This window comes from Bradyrhizobium niftali (assembly GCF_004571025.1).
Lineage (GTDB): Bacteria > Pseudomonadota > Alphaproteobacteria > Rhizobiales > Xanthobacteraceae > Bradyrhizobium > Bradyrhizobium niftali.
On the sequence record NZ_SPQT01000028.1, the window covers coordinates 113,885 to 130,626 of the forward strand.

Annotated in this window: 14 protein-coding genes and 1 tRNA gene; 13 read left to right on the forward strand and 2 right to left on the reverse strand. The window is 65.2% G+C overall.

Translation table 11 applies throughout. The features are described from left to right. Positions 1–238: 238 nt before the first annotated feature. The 9 genes from E4K65_RS35900 (at position 239) to E4K65_RS35940 (ending at position 13,493) form a co-directional block, all read left to right on the forward strand. Positions 239–3,730, forward strand: coding sequence for an indolepyruvate ferredoxin oxidoreductase family protein (locus tag E4K65_RS35900; protein WP_135178121.1), 3,492 nt, complete (start codon positions 239–241; stop codon positions 3,728–3,730). A 451-nt stretch (positions 3,731–4,181) separates the two neighbouring features. After that, positions 4,182–5,339 carry a thiolase domain-containing protein gene (locus E4K65_RS35905; RefSeq protein WP_135178122.1) on the forward strand — a complete coding sequence of 386 codons (1,158 nt, stop codon included), beginning with the start codon at positions 4,182–4,184 and terminating at the stop codon, positions 5,337–5,339. Further along, the gene (locus E4K65_RS35910) at positions 5,339–5,728 is read left to right on the forward strand and encodes a Zn-ribbon domain-containing OB-fold protein (protein WP_092192950.1); all 390 of its coding nucleotides are present in this window, start codon (positions 5,339–5,341) and stop codon (positions 5,726–5,728) included. The genes E4K65_RS35905 and E4K65_RS35910 overlap by 1 nt, the downstream gene beginning before the upstream one ends. A gap of 149 nt (positions 5,729–5,877) precedes the next feature. After that, complete coding sequence (locus E4K65_RS35915) at positions 5,878–6,738, forward strand: MaoC family dehydratase (RefSeq protein WP_135178123.1); 861 nt, start codon at positions 5,878–5,880, stop codon at positions 6,736–6,738. 180 nt (positions 6,739–6,918) lie between these two features. Further along, complete coding sequence (locus tag E4K65_RS35920) at positions 6,919–7,797, forward strand: SDR family oxidoreductase (RefSeq protein WP_135178124.1); 879 nt, start codon at positions 6,919–6,921, stop codon at positions 7,795–7,797. Positions 7,798–7,928: 131 nt separating this feature from the next. After that, the gene (locus tag E4K65_RS35925; protein WP_135178125.1) at positions 7,929–8,882 is read left to right on the forward strand and encodes a dihydrodipicolinate synthase family protein; all 954 of its coding nucleotides are present in this window, start codon (positions 7,929–7,931) and stop codon (positions 8,880–8,882) included. Between the two features lie 4 nt (positions 8,883–8,886). Beyond that, the gene (locus E4K65_RS35930) at positions 8,887–9,684 is read left to right on the forward strand and encodes an NUDIX hydrolase (protein WP_135178126.1); all 798 of its coding nucleotides are present in this window, start codon (positions 8,887–8,889) and stop codon (positions 9,682–9,684) included. Positions 9,685–9,764: 80 nt separating this feature from the next. Next, positions 9,765–10,679 (forward strand): DMT family transporter, encoded by a 915-nt coding sequence (locus tag E4K65_RS35935; RefSeq protein ID WP_135178127.1) that lies wholly within the window; start codon positions 9,765–9,767, stop codon positions 10,677–10,679. Between the two features lie 126 nt (positions 10,680–10,805). Further along, a complete protein-coding gene (locus E4K65_RS35940; protein ID WP_135178128.1) occupies positions 10,806–13,493 on the forward strand; it encodes a PAS domain S-box protein in 2,688 nt (895 codons plus the stop codon). Here the strand turns inward: E4K65_RS35940 and E4K65_RS35945 are convergent, their stop codons facing one another. Continuing rightward, entirely contained in the window at positions 13,494–13,847 is a 354-nt protein-coding gene (locus tag E4K65_RS35945) for a GrlR family regulatory protein (RefSeq protein WP_027549252.1), read from the reverse strand. It lies immediately after the preceding gene. A 258-nt stretch (positions 13,848–14,105) separates the two neighbouring features. On the opposite strand from E4K65_RS35945, the gene E4K65_RS35950 reads away from it, so the two are divergent. Then, entirely contained in the window at positions 14,106–14,603 is a 498-nt protein-coding gene (locus E4K65_RS35950) for a hypothetical protein (protein ID WP_027549253.1), read from the forward strand. 57 nt (positions 14,604–14,660) lie between these two features. Here the strand turns inward: E4K65_RS35950 and E4K65_RS35955 are convergent, their stop codons facing one another. After that, the gene (locus tag E4K65_RS35955) at positions 14,661–15,047 is read right to left on the reverse strand and encodes a VOC family protein (protein WP_092192966.1); all 387 of its coding nucleotides are present in this window, start codon (positions 15,045–15,047) and stop codon (positions 14,661–14,663) included. A 182-nt stretch (positions 15,048–15,229) separates the two neighbouring features. On the opposite strand from E4K65_RS35955, the gene E4K65_RS35960 reads away from it, so the two are divergent. The 3 genes from E4K65_RS35960 to E4K65_RS35970 all read left to right on the forward strand — a co-directional run bounded on the left by E4K65_RS35960 (position 15,230) and on the right by E4K65_RS35970 (position 16,706). Then, a complete protein-coding gene (locus E4K65_RS35960; RefSeq protein ID WP_167771425.1) occupies positions 15,230–15,802 on the forward strand; it encodes a hypothetical protein in 573 nt (190 codons plus the stop codon). 160 nt (positions 15,803–15,962) lie between these two features. Then, a complete protein-coding gene (locus tag E4K65_RS35965; RefSeq protein ID WP_135178130.1) occupies positions 15,963–16,478 on the forward strand; it encodes a hypothetical protein in 516 nt (171 codons plus the stop codon). 151 nt (positions 16,479–16,629) lie between these two features. Then, positions 16,630–16,706, forward strand: a tRNA-Arg gene (locus E4K65_RS35970). The last annotated feature ends 36 nt before the right edge of the window (positions 16,707–16,742 follow it).

A 16,742-nucleotide genomic window follows, 5' to 3' on the forward strand; every position in this document is an offset into this window, starting at 1 on the left:
ATTTCGCGGCGGCGGGGGTATCGTGACACAAATTGAAAATGCCGGACGCCTTTGCAGCCACGAAATTGCGATTTTTACCCGGCGCTCCCTTTGGTCCAGATTTGTGGTGCGGAGCGTTAAATATCCGACATAGAGTGGCGGAGACGGTCGGCGCGCCCTAGCTAAAAACAACGGGCAGGCAACGGCTTAAGCGACGTTAAGTGACAAAGACCTGAACAGGGCGTGGAAAGAGGACAGCATGGGCATCAACCAGGGTCCGATCAGTCTCGATCAAAAATACACCCAGGACACCGGACACGTCTTCACCACGGGCATCCAGGCCCTGGTTCGCCTGCCCATGGCCCAGATCCGGCGCGACCGCGCCAATGGCCTCAACACCGCGGGCTTCATCTCCGGCTATCGCGGCTCGCCGCTCGGCGGCTACGACCAGCAGCTCTTTGCGGCGCGAAAGCATCTCGAGCAGTACAACATCAAGTTCCAGCCCGGCGTGAACGAGGACCTGGCCGCGACCGCCGTCTGGGGCTCGCAGCAGCTCAACCTCTCGCCCGGCGCCAAGTATGACGGTGTGGTCGGCATCTGGTACGGCAAAGGGCCCGGCGTCGATCGCTGCGGCGACGTGTTCCGCCATGGCAATGCCGCGGGCTCGGCCAAGAACGGCGGTGTGCTGTGCCTCGCCGGCGACGACCACGGCGCAAAGTCCTCGACCGTCCCGCATCAGTCCGACCACGCCTTCATGTCGGCGCTGATGCCGTATCTCTACCCGTCCAGCATCCACGAGATGATCGAGATGGGCCTGCTCGGCATCGCGATGTCGCGCTACTCGGGCTGCTGGGTCGGCATGAAGGTGATCACGGAGACGGTGGAGACCACCGCCGAGATCGACCTCACCGACGAGATGAAGCCCTTCATCATCCCGCCTGATTTCGAGCTGCCGCCCGATGGCCTCAATCTGCGCTGGCCCGACGACCGCTTCGAGCAGGACCGCCGCCTCCAGGACTACAAGGGCTTTGCCGCGATCGCCTTTGCGCGCGCCAACAAGGTCAACCGCGTCACCATGGATTCGCCGAATGCGCGCTTCGGCATCATGGCGTCCGGCAAGAGCTATGAGGACGTGCGGCAAGCGCTGCGCGAGCTCGGGATCACCGAGGAAGTGGCCGCCAAGATCGGCCTTCGCCTCTACAAGATCGGCATGCCCTGGCCGCTGGAGCCGGAAGGCGTGCGCCAGTTCGCGGTCGGGCTCGAGGAAATCTTCATCATCGAAGAGCGGCGCGAGATCGTCGAGAACCAGGTCAAGCAGGAGCTGTTCAACTGGCGCGATGACGTCCGTCCGCGCATCGTCGGCAAGATGGACGAGCACGACAAGCGCTTCCTGACCTTCGCCGCCGAGCTCAGCGTCGCCTCGCTTGCGACCTCGATCACCGAGCGACTTCTTCGACTTAATCTCAACCCCGAGATCACGGAGATGCTCCGCGTCAAGGCCGACTGGTTCAACGGCCGTCAGGCGACCCAGATGCAGGCGGTCGCACCCGTCTCCCGAACCCCATATTTCTGCTCCGGCTGCCCCCACAACACATCGACAAAAGTCCCCGAAGGCAGCCGCGCCATGGCCGGCATCGGCTGTCACTTCATGGCGCTGTGGATGGACCGCTCGACCGAGACGTTCACGCATATGGGCGGCGAGGGCGTACCGTGGGTCGGGATCGCGCCCTTCACCAACGAGAACCACATTTTCGCCAATCTCGGCGATGGCACCTATTTCCACTCCGGTCTGCTCGCCATTCGCCAGGCGGTCGCCTCCAAGACCAACATCACCTACAAGATCCTCTACAACGACGCCGTCGCCATGACCGGCGGCCAGCGCCATGACGGCGATCTCTCGCCGCAGCAGATTACCTTCCAGCTCCACGCCGAGGGCATCCGCGAGATCTATCTGGTCTCGGAAGCGCCCGACACTTATCCCGCCGACACCATCGCGCCCGGCGTGAAGAAGTATCACCGCGACGAACTCGACAGCGTCATGAAGATGTGCCGCGAGTACAAGGGCACCTCGGCGATCGTGTTCGTGCAGACCTGCGCAGCCGAAAAGCGCCGCCGCCGCAAGCGCGGCCTGATGGAGGATCCGGCGCGCCGCGTCATGATCAACCCAGCCGTCTGCGAAGGCTGCGGCGACTGCTCGGTGCAGTCGAACTGCATCTCGGTCGAGCCGCTGGAGACCGAGTTCGGCCGCAAGCGCGCCATCAACCAGTCGTCCTGCAACAAGGACTATTCCTGCGTGAAGGGGTTCTGCCCGTCCTTCGTCACCGTCGACGGCGGCGCGCCGCGTCACCGCGCGCCGGCCGAGCTTGAAGAGATCGGCGCGCTGCCGGAGCCGGCCTCGCGCCCGACGCTGGACAAGCCCTACAACATCGCCGTCGGCGGCGTTGGCGGCACCGGCGTGCTCACCATCGGCGCGCTGCTCGGCATGGCCGCCCACATCGAGGGCAAGGCCTCGATGATTCTCGACATGTCGGGCCTCGCGCAAAAGGGCGGGGCGGTGCTCAGCCACGTCCGCCTGTCGGATCATCCGGCCGAGGTGACGTGTTCGCGCATCGTCACCGGCACGGCAGATCTCGTGCTCGCCGCCGACGAGGTGGTCGCGGTCGCCAAGGACACCATCTCGCTCTGCGACACCAGCCGCACCCGCGGCATCATCAACAGCCACGTCATTCCCACCGCCGACTTCGTCCTCAACCGCGACTTCAACTTCCAGACCCGCAAGCTGAACGGATTGCTGGAGACGGCGCTGCACAAGGACTCCGTCTTCTTCGACTTCACCAAGCCGGCCGAGCAACTCCTCGGCGACAGCATCGCCACCAACATGATGATGATGGGCTACGCCTATCAGAAGGGGCTCTTCCCGCTGTCGGCGGAGTCGATCGAGCAGGCGATCGAGGTCAACGGCGTCTCGATCAAGATGAACAAGGAAGCCTTCCGCCTCGGTCGCCTCGCGGTCGCCGATCCCCAGCGTCTTGCGGGCATGCTGAAGGGCACGGACGAGGTCGTTGCGCCCAAGACCTTGGACGCAATGACGTTGGACGAGGTCATCGAGCATCGCGCCAAGCACCTGACCGCCTATCAGAACGGCCGCCTGGCAAAACGCTATCGCAAGCTGGTCGATCAGGTTCGCGATGCCGCGAGGCAAGGGGGCTATGACGATGCACTGCCGCGCGCGGTCGCGGTGAACTACGCCAAGCTCCTGGCCTACAAGGACGAATACGAAGTCGCGCGCCTTTTCACCGACGGCGCCTTCGAGCAGCAGCTCCGCGACCAGTTCGAGGGCGATTTCAAGTTCAGCTTCAATCTCGCGCCGCCGATCCTGGCGAGTGGCGTCGATGCCCTGGGCCGCCCGAAGAAGCGCGCCTTCGGCCCGTGGATGCTGAAGGTCTTCCGCATGCTGGCGAAGTTCAAGTTCCTGCGCGGCACGCCGTTCGACATCTTCAGCCGCAGCACCGACCGCAAGCTCGAGCGCGATCTGATCGTGGGCTACGAAAAGGACGTCGCCACCGTGCTCGGCCTGCTCTCGCCGCTCACGATCGACACCGCGGTGGAATTGCTGTCGCTGCCCGACCGCATCCGCGGCTACGGCCCGGTGAAGGAGAAGGCGGTCGCCGACGCAAAAGCCCGCTACGCCCAGCTCGCCGCGGACCTCGCGAGCCCGCCGCCCGCGCCGAGGCAGATCGCGGCGGAGTAGGGCGGTCTCGACGCGAACGCAGTGCGTAGGGTGGGTTAGCGTCAGCGTAACCCACCACTTCTGCCTCCTTGGAAACTAAAGAGGTGGGTTACGCCTTCGGCTAACCCACCCTACGATTTCCTGTTTGAAATCAACCACCGTTCTACTGTGCATGGGGTTGTTTTCGCGAAATCGAAATCGCTTGTGCCGTCGGGCAAGACACCTTTAGGATTTTGGTCGTCGCATCCCTCATTGCGAGCGCAGCGAAGCAATCCAGAAATGCATCCGCGGATATCCTCCTGGATTGCTTCGCTGCGCTCGCAATGACGATGCGGAGGCAGGCGAGATTAGACCCCACTTGCGCCAAGCCGCTGCCCTCTCGCCCGACGGAATATTTCCGCGCTTGCCAAGCTGGCCCCCGCGGTTCAGAAAAACGGAGCAAGAAGAAACGCGAGCGCGGAGACCTGACGTTTTGACCATCAAGGGCAAGGCCTACATTGCCGGGATCTACGAACACCCGACCCGGCATGCGCCGGACAAATCCACCGCCCAGCTCCATGCCGAGGTCGCCAAGGGCGCGATCGAGGATGCCGGGCTCTCCAAGGACGATGTCGACGGCTATTTCTGCGCGGGCGACGCGCCCGGCGGCGCCTGGCCGATGGTCGACTATCTCGGCCTGAACACCAAAAAGCTCCGTCACGTCGATTCCACGGAGACCGGCGGCTGTTCCTACATCATCCATCTCGGCCATGCTGCGGAAGCAATTGCCGCGGGAAAATGCTCGATCGCGCTGATCACGCTGGCCGGCAAGCCGCGCACCGGCGTGATGCCGCCGCGCGCGGCCGGCGCCGAAGCCGATTTCGAGTCCGCTTACGGCGCGACCACGCACAATGCCTATGGCATGTGTGCCATGCGCCATATGCACGACTATGGCACCACCTCCGAGCAGCTCGCCTGGATCAAGGTCGCGGCCTCGCACCACGCGCAGTACAATCCGCATGCGATGCTCAAGGACGTCGTCACCGTCGAGGACGTCCTGAATTCGCCGATGATCTCCGATCCCTTGCATCGCATGGATTGCTGCGTCGTCTCCGACGGCGGCGGCGCGCTGATCGTGACGACGCCGGAGATCGCCAGGAGCCTGAAGAAGCCGCTGGTCAAGCTGATCGGCCATGGCGAGGCGATGAAGGGCCCGCGCGGCGGCAAGGATCTCGATCTCACTTACTCCGCGGGAATCTGGTCCGGCCCGCGTGCGTTCGAGGAAGCCGGCATCACGCCGAAGGACATCAAATACGCCTCGATCTACGACAGCTTCACCATCACCGTGCTGATGCAGCTCGAGGATCTCGGCTTCTGCAAGAAAGGCGAGGGCGGCAAGTTCGTCGCCGACGGCAATCTGATTTCGGGCGTCGGCAAGCTGCCGTTCAACACCGATGGCGGTGGGCTCTGCAGCAACCACCCGGTCAACCGTGGCGGCATGACCAAGATCATCGAGGCGGTCAGGCAGCTGCGCGGCGAGGCGCATCCGAAAGTGCAAGTGCCGAACTGCGATCTCGCCATCGCTCACGGCACCGGCGGCCTTCTGGGCGTGCGCCACGCCGCGTCGACGGCCATTCTGGAGCGCGTGTGATGAGTGAAGCGAAGAAATATCCGGCTCCCGTGACGAACCCCGAGACCGCCGCGTTCTGGGACGCCGCGAAGCAGGGCAAGTTCATGATCAAGCGCTGCACCGCCTGCGGTGAAGCGCATTACTTCCCGCGCTCGATCTGCCCGTTCTGCTACTCCGACAAGACGGTGTGGGAGGAGGCTTCGGGCGAGGGCACGATCTACACCTGGAGCCTGATGCGGAAGTCGCCGACCGGCCCTTACGCCATCGGCTACGTCACGCTGAAGGAAGGCCCGTCGGTGCAGACCAACTTCGTCGATTGCGATCTCGAGAAGCTGAAGATCGGCCAGAAGGTGAAGGTGGTGTTCAAGCCGACCGACGGCGCGCCGCTGCCGTTCTTCACGCCGGTGTAGGGCGGTCCTCATCCTGAGGAGCTTGCGAAGCAAGCGTCTCGAAGGATGGCCACGGCAAAGAAGCGTTTCGGGCATCCTCATGGTTCGAGACGGCGCAAGAGCGCCTCCTCACCATGAGGATGAGAACCACCGGGGAGGAAACAAACAAAATGTCCGCCAGATATGAAGAACTCAAAGGCCTGAAAAACATCGGCCAGAAATACGCCTACAGCGATCGCGAGGTGATGCTGTACGCCTACGGCATCGGGCTCGGTGCCGATCCGATGGACGAGAACGAGCTCGCCTTCGTCAACGAGGGCACGCTGACGCCGCGGCCGCTGAAGGTGGTGCCGACCTTCGCCTCCGTTGCGGCGTGGGGCTCGGGGCCGGGCGAGATGAACCTCAACCGCGTGATGGTGGTCGACGGCGAGCGCGACATCACCTTTCACCAGCCCCTGCCGGTGGCCGCGCACATCACCGCCGACTCCACGGTGCTCGAGGTCTACGACAAGGGCAAGGACAGGGGCGTCGTCATCAGCCACCAGACCGTGCTGAAGAACGAGAAGGGCGAGAAGCTCGCAACGCTGGTCGCCTCGCGCTTCGCCCGCGGCGATGGCGGTTTTGGCGGCCCGAACCTGACCCAGCCCGATCCGCACAAGATCCCCTCGCGCAGCCCCGACAAGACCATCGACATCACGACGCGTCCCGACCAGGCACTGGTCTATCGCCTGTGTGGCGACCGCAACCCGCTGCACAGCGATCCCGAATTTGCCAAGAAGGCCGGCTTTCCGCGTCCGATCCTGCACGGCATGTGCACTTACGGCATCACCTGCCGCGGCGTGCTCCAGACCTACGCCGACTACGACGCCAGCGCCTTCCGTCAGCACGTCGCGCGGTTCTCCTCGCCGGTCTATCCCGGCGAGACTGTGACCATGGACCTCTGGAAGGACGGCAGCGTGATCTCGTTCGAAGCCAAGGTGAAGTCGCGCGGCGTCACCGTGATCAAGAATGGGAAGACGGTGCTGGGTTAGGTCGGTCTCGTGCCCCGGACGCAGCGCAGCACGCAGTGATGCGCTGCTGAGCCGGGGCCCAGAGGACGTAGCAAGGAACTGGATCCCGGCTCTGCGACGCAGCGTTTCACGCTGCATCGCGTCCGGGACACGAGAGAACAAGGGACACGAGAGAAGAAAAACAAACAGGGAGAAGCCACCATGGGACTACTCGACGGCAAGGTTGCGCTGATCACCGGTGCGGGCGGCGGGCTCGGTGAGGCCTATGCGAAGCTGTTCGCGCGGGAAGGGGCTTCCGTCGTCGTCAACGATCTCGGCGGCCCCCGCGACGGCTCGGGCGCCGACAAGTCGATGGCGCAGCTCGTGGTGGACGCGATCAAGGCCGAGGGCGGCAAAGCGGTCGCCAACGGCGCCGACATCTCCACCATGGAGGGCGGCCAGTCGGTGTTCGACGACGCCATCAGGCATTTCGGCCGCGCCGACATCCTCGTCAACAATGCCGGCATCTTGCGCGACCAGACCTTCGCCAAGGCCTCCGAGGCCGACTGGGACAAGGTCATCAAGGTGCATCTGAAGGGTACCTTTTGTTGCACCATGCCAGTGTTTCGCTGGATGCGGGAAAACGGCGGTGGCGTCATCGTCAACACCTCCTCGACATCAGGGCTGATCGGCAATTTCGGGCAGACCAATTACGGCGCGGCCAAGGGCGGCATCTGGGGCCTGTCCAACGTGCTGGCGATCGAGGGCCGCAAGTACAACATCCGGATCTGGACGCTGGCCCCGGGTGCCCTGACCCGCATGACCGCAGACCTGCCCCGCTATCAGGAGAACCCCTCGGCGGCGCTCGGGCCGGACGGCATCGCGCCGGCCGTGCTATACATGGTCAGCGACTTGTCGGGCGACCAGACCGGCAAGGTGCTGGGCGTGTCCGGGCCCCGCGGCGTGCGCGAAATGCGGATGATGGAAATGGAAGGCTGGAAACCGCCGCACGCGGGCTGGCAGGCCCAGGACATCGCCGATCATGCCAGGGAGATCTTCTTCTCCGAGGAGCAGATCAAGATGGGGGCGCGGCGGTTTTAGCCCAACTGTCATTCCGGGGCGCGACGAAGTCGCGAGCCCGGAATCCATAACCACCAGCCGGGGTTATGGATTCCGGGCCTGTCCCTTCGGGCCATCCCGGAATGACGAATAGAGAGAGACAAGGAAAGACGATGAAACTGACCGCCGACGCCAAGGGTACCTTCGCAATCGCGCCGACGCCGTTCCACGACGACGGCCGGATCGACGAGCGCTCGATCGACCGCCTGACCGATTTCTACGAGGAGGTCGGCTGCGATGGCGTCACGGTGCTGGGCATCCTTGGCGAGGCGCCGAAGCTCGATGCCGCCGAGGCCGAGCAGGTGGCGGTTCGCTTCGTCAAGCGGGCCAAGAAGATGCAGGTGATCGTCGGCGTCTCCGCGCCAGGCTTTGCCACCATGCGCTCGCTGGCGAAGGCCTCGATGGACGCGGGCGCCGCCGGCGTCATGATCGCGCCGCCGCCCTCGCTCCGCACCGACGATCAGATCGTCGGTTATTTCAAGCAGGCGGCCGAGGCCATCGGCCCCGAAGTGCCCTGGGTGCTTCAGGACTATCCGCTGACCTTGCAGGTGGTGTTCACCCCGGCCGTGATCCGCAAGATCGTCATGGACAATCCGAACTGCGTGATGCTCAAGCACGAGGACTGGCCGGGACTGGAGAAGATCACGACGTTGCGCGGCTTCCAGAAGGACGGCTCGCTCCGCCCGCTCTCGATCCTCTGCGGCAATGGCGGCACGTTCCTGGATTTCGAGATGGAGCGCGGCGCCGACGGTGCCATGACCGGCTATGCGTTCCCCGAGTTGTTGATCGACGTCGTGAACCTCTCCAAGGCCGGCAAGCGCGATGCCGCGCATGATCTGTTCGACGCGCATCTGCCGCTGATCCGTTACGAGCAGCAGCCGGGCGCGGGCCTCGCCGTGCGCAAACACGTGCTCCAGAAGCGCGGCATCATCGCCTCCAGCGCGCAGCGCAAGCCCGGCGCGACGATCACGGCGACGGCGAAGGCCGAGGTCGAGTATCTGCTGTCGCGCGTGGCGAAGGTCGACAAGCGCGCCAATCTCCAGCCGCAATCCAGCGCCGCAGGTTAGTTGAATGGGCGAGACATCAGCATCACGCCCGGCGTCGACGATCCTCCTGCTGCGCGATGGCGCAGCAAAGGAAGTCGAGGTCTTCATGATGGTCCGCCATCATCAGATCGAGTTCAACTCGGGCGCGCTGGTGTTTCCCGGCGGCAGCGTCGATGCCGGCGACAACGAGATCGTCGCTCGCGCCGACCTGTATTCGGGCGGCGAGGGCCTCAGCGAAGCGGAGCGCGGTTTTCGCATCGCCGCGATCCGCGAGACCTTTGAAGAGAGCGGCATCCTGCTGGCGCGCGCGAAGGGCTCCCGCACGCCTGTTGATGCCAGGCGTGCGGGCGAGCTCGCCGACAAGCATCGCGTTGCGCTCAACGAGCACAAGATCAGTTTCCTCAGCATCCTCGCCGACAACGGCCTCCAGCTCGCGCTCGACACGCTCGTGCCCTATGCACACTGGATCACGCCGGAGGGCATGCCGAAGCGGTTCGACACCTGGTTCTTCCTGGCCGCGGCGCCCCCGGACCAGCTCGGCGCGCATGACGGCCGCGAGTCGACCGATTCGATCTGGGTCTCGCCGCGCGAGGCGGTGGAGGGCGGCGAGAGCGGCCGCTTCAAGCTGCCGTTCCCGACCACGCGCAATCTGATTCGGCTTGCCAAGCAGGGCAGCGTTGATGCCGCGCTGGAGCACGCCCGCGGCATGTCCATCGTCACGGTAATGCCTGTCATGACCAAGACCGAAACCGGCCGCCAGCTCCGCATTCCCCGCGAGGCCGGCTATGACGGCGAGGTGTTCGAGGTCGGCGCGGTCGGCTAATACACTTCGATACGCAGCGAAGTATTGGCGCTTGCGGACGCGCTAGGTTCCGTCCATCGCAGAATGGACGGAACGCAATAATGGACAACCGGCAGGACACCAATATCGCCGTCGAGCTGGCGCTGCTGGTCGCGCTCGCAACGCTGTGGGGCGGCTCCTACACCTTCATCAAGCTCGGCGTCGCCACCATTCCGCCGATCACGCTGATCGCGGCGCGCACCGCGATTGCGGGATTGCTGCTGCTGGTCGTCATGTGGGCGCGCGGCATCAAGATGCCGACGGATGCGGCGACCTGGCAGCGCTTCGCGTTCCAGGCTGTGCTCAACAGCGTCATCCCCTGGACGCTGATCGCCTGGGGCGAGCGCCATGTCGATGCCGCGCTCGCCACCATCCTCAACTCGGCCGGGCCGATCTTCACCTTCCTGCTCACGGCGGTCGTGACGCGCCACGAGGTGACGACACCGCGAAAGCTGTTCGGCGTCGTGGCGGGAATGGCCGGCATCCTGCTGATCGTCGGCGTCGATGCCTTTCACGACATCGGCAGCGGCCTCGTCGCGGAAGCTGCCATTGTTGCCGCCACCATCTGCTACGCATGCGCTGCGATCTTCGGCCGCAGCTTCAGGGGTCTCGACCCGATGGCCCCTGCCGCCGGCTCGCTGCTGGCGGGCGCGGCGGCCCTGATCCCGGCCTCGCTGATCGTCGAGCAGCCCTGGACGCTGTCGCCGTCGCTGAGTTCCGTGCTGGCGCTGCTCGCGCTCGCGGTGTTCTCGACCGCGGCGGCGTTCGCGATCTATTTCCGACTGATCCAGACCCTGGGCTCGGTCGGGACCACCGCGCAGGCCTATCTGCGCGTGCCGATCGGGGTCGCCATCAGCGTCGCCTTTCTCGGCGAGACCTTGAGCCGGACCGCCTGGATCGGGCTCGCCTGCGTCGTCCTCGGCGTCGCCGCCATGACCATCCCGGCCCGGCGGCGGATGAGCGTCAAAACGTCATAAGCCGCGGGGGAGGGCAGGCCGAGAACCACGATATTAAGGATATTCCGAGGCGGGAGGCATGTTCCCCCGGGCGTGCAATACGTCGTATATTGGGCTTCCAGTAGCAGCCGGTCCCTCAACGCACCAATGTCCGCCGAATTGACGCCGCCCCCCGAGAAAAAGCGAATCTTTTCGCTGTCCATCGGCCAGCTTACGTTCGGAAGCTTCATCCTGGTGCTGGCGGTGATCATCGTCACCTCGACCGCGAGCGTGATCGCGATCCGGCACATCGACACGACCTTTGCCGAATTGCAGCGGCTCCAGAGCGTTGGCGACCTCGCCGAGGACATCGACCGCCGCATGAACGAATTGCGTCTTGCGGCGCGCGACTTCGTCACCGACCCCGGCGCCGGCATCCAGTTCAAGCAGGTGGGCGAGGCGGCCTCGACGCTCAGCGACATCCTGAAGAAGACCCGCATCGAGCTCGCGCCCGAGCAGCAGGACATGATCGACGGGGTCACCGACCGCCTTGCGACCTATCGCAGCGGCCTCGAGCGGATTTCCACCCTGATCGACCGCCGTGCCCAGCTGCTGGCCGGACTGCCGCCGCTGCGCGAGCAGTTCGACGCGGCGGTCTCCGGCACCGCGGACCGCGAGCTTGCCTCCCGCCTGTCCGAGGCGCAGAGCCGGATCGCGCTCGGGCTGCTCGCGCGCAATCCCTCCGCGGCCGAGCAGGCCGCGCAGAACATGCGGACGATGGATATCGCCGACGCCAGGCTCAGGACGGCCGTGAATGGTTACGCCGAGGCGATCATGGCGGTCGCCGTCCGGGAGCGGCAGATCGCCGACATCGACCGCGAGGTGCTGGGCACCGAGGGGCGGCTGATCGGCCGCGTCACCGAATTGCTGCGCGAGGTCAGCGCAAGGCGCGGTCACGTGCTGGCGCGCGATTTTGCCCGCACGCTCACGGAGGCGCGGTGGCAGAGCATCGTGCTCGGCAGCATCGGCGTGCTGATCGGCATCCTTGCGGCCGGCTTCGTGGTGCGGCGGACGGTGCGTCCGCTGGCCCAGATCGCAAGGTCGATTCGCGCGCTTGCGGCTGGCCAGAAAGACACCTCGATCCCGTCCGCCGATGTCGACAACGAGATCGGCGACATCGCACGCGCTGCCGAAGTGTTCCGCCGCGCGCTGGAGGAGGCCGATACCGCGCGCGAGGCGGCGGTGCGCGCGCTTACCGAGCAGCGCCTCGCCGAAGAGAGCTACCGGAAGCTGTTCGAGGGCTCGGTCGACGGCATCTACGTGACGACGCCGGCCGGCGACCTCCTCAACGCCAATCCGGCGCTGGCGCGGATGATGGGCTATGACAGCCCGCAGCACCTGATCGACAGCATCAACGACATCGCCCACACGATCTACGTCCATCCCGAGGCGCGCGCCGAGTATCAGCGGCTCATGCATCGCGACGGCATGGTGCGCGAGTTCGAGTATCAGGTGCGCCAGCGCAGCGGCGACATCCTCTGGCTCTCCGACAGCGCGACCGGCGTGCGGGATGAGCAGGGCAAGATCATCCGCTACGAGGGCACGCTGCGCGACATCACCGACCAGAAGCGGGCGGAAGACGCCATCGCCGAAGGCCGGCGCCTGCTCCAGCAGGTCATCGATACCGTGCCCGCGGTCATCAACGTCAAGGACCGCGACCTGCGCTATGTGCTGATGAACCGCTACATGGCCGGCATCTTCGGCATCGAGCCCGGCGATGCGCTCGGCCGCACCACCGCGGACCTGATGTCGCGCTACGGCGCGGCCAAGACCGACGAGAACGACAAGCGCGTGCTCAAGCTCCGCAAGGGCCTCGGCTTCTACGAGGAGGAGTACAAGGATAGCTCCGGCAACATGCGGCAATGGCTGGTCAACAAGCTGCCGCTGCTCGATGCCGAGGGCGAGATCGAGCGGATCGTCACGGTGGCGCTCGACATCGGCGAGCGCAAGCGCGGCGAGCAGGAGATGCGCAAAGCCAAGGAATCGGCGGAGACTGCGCTGCGCAATCTGCGCGAGACCCAGGCCTCGCTGATCGAGGCGGAGAAGCTCGCCGCGCTCGGACGACTGGTCGCGGGCGTCGCGCACGAGGTCAATAATCCCGTCGGCATCAGCCTGACGGTCGCCTCCGCGCTGGAGCGCAAGACCGCGATGTTCACGTCCGAGGTCGAGCGCGGCGAGCTTCGCCGCTCCACGCTCAACGACTTCCTCAACACCAGCCGCGACGCATCCTCGCAGCTCGTCTCCAATCTCAACCGCGCCGCCGAGCTGATCCAGTCGTTCAAGCAGGTCGCGGCCGACCGCAACTATTCGGACCAGCGCAGCTTCGATCTCGGCGACCTCACCGAGCAGGTGGTGATGAGCCTGCGGCCGGGCCTGCGCAAACACAATTTGACGCTCAACGTCGATTGCCAGCCGAGCCTGACCATGAACAGCTATCCCGGCCCGTACGGGCAGGTGCTGACCAACCTGTTCCTCAATTCGGTGGCGCACGCCTTTCCCGACGGGCGTCCGGGCATCATCGACATCCAGGTGCGCGAGTCCGGCAAGGACAATGTCGAGATCATCTTCTCCGACAACGGCTGCGGCATGTCGCTCGACGTCCGCCGCCGCGCCTTCGATCCGTTCTTCACGACGCGGCGCGACCAGGGCGGCACCGGACTCGGGCTGCACATCGTCTACAGCATCGTCACCAACCGGCTCGGCGGCCGGCTCGATCTCGATTCCGAGCCGGGCGGGGGCACGCGCATCCAGATCATCCTGCCGCGCACGGCGCCGCTCGAGCAGGCTGCGGAATAGCTAATCCACGTCGGCGAGCTTGTGCAGCGTCGCGCCGAAAATCAGGCTGGCCTTGCCGACGAGCGCCGTTCCCGTCATCTCCGCGCGGGTGTCCGTGTAGGTCCCGCTGACACCGATGCCGACCGGCGCCGGTCCGCCGAACAGCGGATTGTCGTCGCCCCGCGGCGAGGTGTGCCGCTGCACCAGCACCTCGCCTTTGAAGGAGTGGTCATCCTTCACCACGTAGCTGCCGGTGTAATAGAGGTAGGCATCGCCGCCAAGGATCTTGCCGTCGCGGAAAAGAATCACGCCGCTGCCCTTGCCGACTCGACCATCGAGCAGGTTCACGTGGATCGAATAGAGGCCGTTCTTCATAACGTCCCGCAGGCCGGCCGCCATCGCCCAATGGCGTAACCGGTAGAGCTTTTATGCCAAAGCGCATCCTCTCGCGCAACGCGGCAGTTTGCCGGCCGGCAAGCTGTTCCGTGGTGCGGACCGTAATTGTCCCGGCTTGTCTGTGACGCGGTGATGACGGTCTCATCATGAGGCGTGGCCAGTCGTTGCGAATCAAGTTGGCCCGCGAAATGCATAACCATTGTTGCACTGGCCGCGGGGTGCTGGAGCAAGACAAACGTGAGCAACTGGATCGATTCCAGCGGCGATCAGCCGCGTCTGTACAGTGCGCGTCCCACGAATTGCAAAAGCGAACGACGGCGGATCGGTCGCGCGGCACGCTGGCGAAGCGTGACGAGGCTGGCATGTGCCATGGCCTTGATTGCGCTAGCAGCGCCCTTCGGGCACGCCCGCGACCGCGGCCAGTTCGTCAACACCAATGCGGATTTGAAGGCCTGGTTCGACAGCCTGCGAAGCGGCAAGGGGCCTTGCTGCTCCGATGCCGACGGCTCGGCGCTCTCGGACACCGACTGGGACAGCAAGGACGGGCACTATCGTGTCCGCGTCCCGCGTTATGGCTACGCGCTCGAGGGCCAGCAGCAGGAACTCGTCTGGGTCGACGTGCCGGAGGAGGCCGTGATCTCGGAGCCGAACCGGGTCGGCCGCACAATGGTATGGCCGATCTACGGCTATATGGGCGTCACCATCCGCTGCTTCATGCCCGGCAGCATGACATAGCCGCGCCGGGCGGCACGCCGCCTGGTCTCGCTGATGGCCAATGCGGCGTGCGCCACGTCAGGTGTATTTCTTGTCGCGCTCGAGCAGCTCGATGGAAATGCCTTCGGGGCCGCGGATGAAGCAGATGCGCACGCCGGGCCGGATCGTCGTCGGCTCGCGCGTGAACGTGACGCCCTTGGCCTTGATCTCGGCGGCGACGGCGTCGATGTCCTTCACTGTGAGTCCGAAATGGTCGAGGCCCTGGTGCGGGTGCGGCGGCGGCGGGCTGACGGCGTTGTCGCCCTCGAGCGGCGCGATGAAGATCCGGGCACCGCCGAGGTTCACGTCGATCCGTCCCGGCGCGCGCACGATCTCGCCACCGAGGATGTCCCGCAGCCAGGCCGCCGTGGCCTCCGGATCGGGGCTGCGCAGATGGACGTGATCCCAAGTGACGGCGATTGGCATTTCATGTTCTCCCAACAGGGTCTTTCGGTATTGCGGCCCACGTTAACGGCCCCGGCCGGTGATCGCCACCGTCGTTGCCGACTCGCTTGAAGCGCGGGAACCTTAGTTCGTCTCCCGGATTAAGGTAAGCAGTGGCCGAATCCGCCGTTGAACCTGTTGCGGCCACCATCGGTGATACAGCCATGAGCGCAGGGTTTGAACGGCTCGGGTCGGGACGCTTCGCCGGCATCGGCGAGCGCCTGGCGCGGGTCGTGACGGTTGCGAGTGTCTCATTTGGCCGAAGCCTGCTGTGGCTCCTGGCCGCCATCATCGTCGGTAGCGGCGTCTGGATGCTGTTGCCGCTCTCCAAAGGCAACAGCGCTGAACCGGCGAAGCCGGAGCTGGCATCCGTCGAGACGGCGTCTTCGGGCGATGCGGCAGCTGCGGTCACGCCGGCGTCCGAAGCCCAGGCTCTGGCTGCGGCAGAACTGGACCGTCTCAGGATCTCCTCCCAGACCTGGCGCCGCGGCGGGCTTGGCTCGAAGGCGCTGGTGACGTTCACGCTGCGAAATGACAATGACTATGCCGTAAAGGATGTGGCGATCGTTTGCGCGTTCGCACGACGCGACGGCAGCCATCTCACCGACCGCAGCCGGGTTCTGGCCGACACGGTCAGCATGAAGAGCCGCAAGACCTTCGCGCGCATCACTGTCGGCTACGTCAACGTTAATGCCGATCAGGCCACGTGTTCGCTGGTTGCAGCCCGTCGCGCGTAAAGGGCGGCAGTTTCGGGTAGCGGAAAAGTTACCCTTACCGGGCCTTGGCAAAAAACTTGGCGCTGCCATTTGAACCGAACGGCTGGACCAGGAACCAATTAGAGTATCGCCTGTTGAGGCGGAGAGCCCACGCGGGGATGCGGGGGGCGGAGTGCGGCCAATGCCCATCTTTCGGTATTTCCTCTTTGTCGGTGGAGCCTTGCTCGCACTGCTGTTGGCAGTGAACTTCGCTCTGCCGGCCTCACCCGTGACGCAGGCCGTTGCGACCGCTGGCAACGATCAGCCGCTGATCCGGATCCGGTCCGATCGGCACCTGCCTGAGCGTGTCGTGCTCGACACCAGCCAGCCGACGATTGCCCCGCCCGCGACGAAGACCGCCGCTGTCGTTGCGCCTCAGCCGCCGGTGCAGGATGCCGCCTCGGCGGCGCTGGCCGAGATGTCGGCCAAGGCGCGGGTGCGCGAGACGTTCGCCCAGTTCACGCCGGGCCAGAAGGCGGATGCCGCCACAGCCAAGAAGACCGACGCCAAGCCGCAGACTCAGGCCCAGGCTTCTCCGGCCCAGGCTCAGCCCAAGCGCAAGGTTGTGCGGGCGCATCCGGCGCCGCAGCAGCCGGGCCGGCCGATGATGCTGGTGGCCCAGCAGCCGCATTTCGGTCTCTTCAACACGACCTGGTGAGAGCCGGCTCTGATCCGCCTCGCTGGAGGCGGGAAGGGCTTTTTATTGGCCAGCCTCTCTGCTAATTCGAACGCGTCCGAACGCCGCCCGGTACGCTGGTTCGCCAGCGAGACGGTCCGGCATTTTTCGGTCTCGGCCCGCCCGGGCCAGGGCGCTCGTAGCTCAGCTGGATAGAGCATCGGATTTCGATTCCGAGGGTCGGAGGTTCGAATCCTTCCGAGCGCGCCAAGCTTCGATGTTTTGGATATGTTCCGAAGTGGCGCC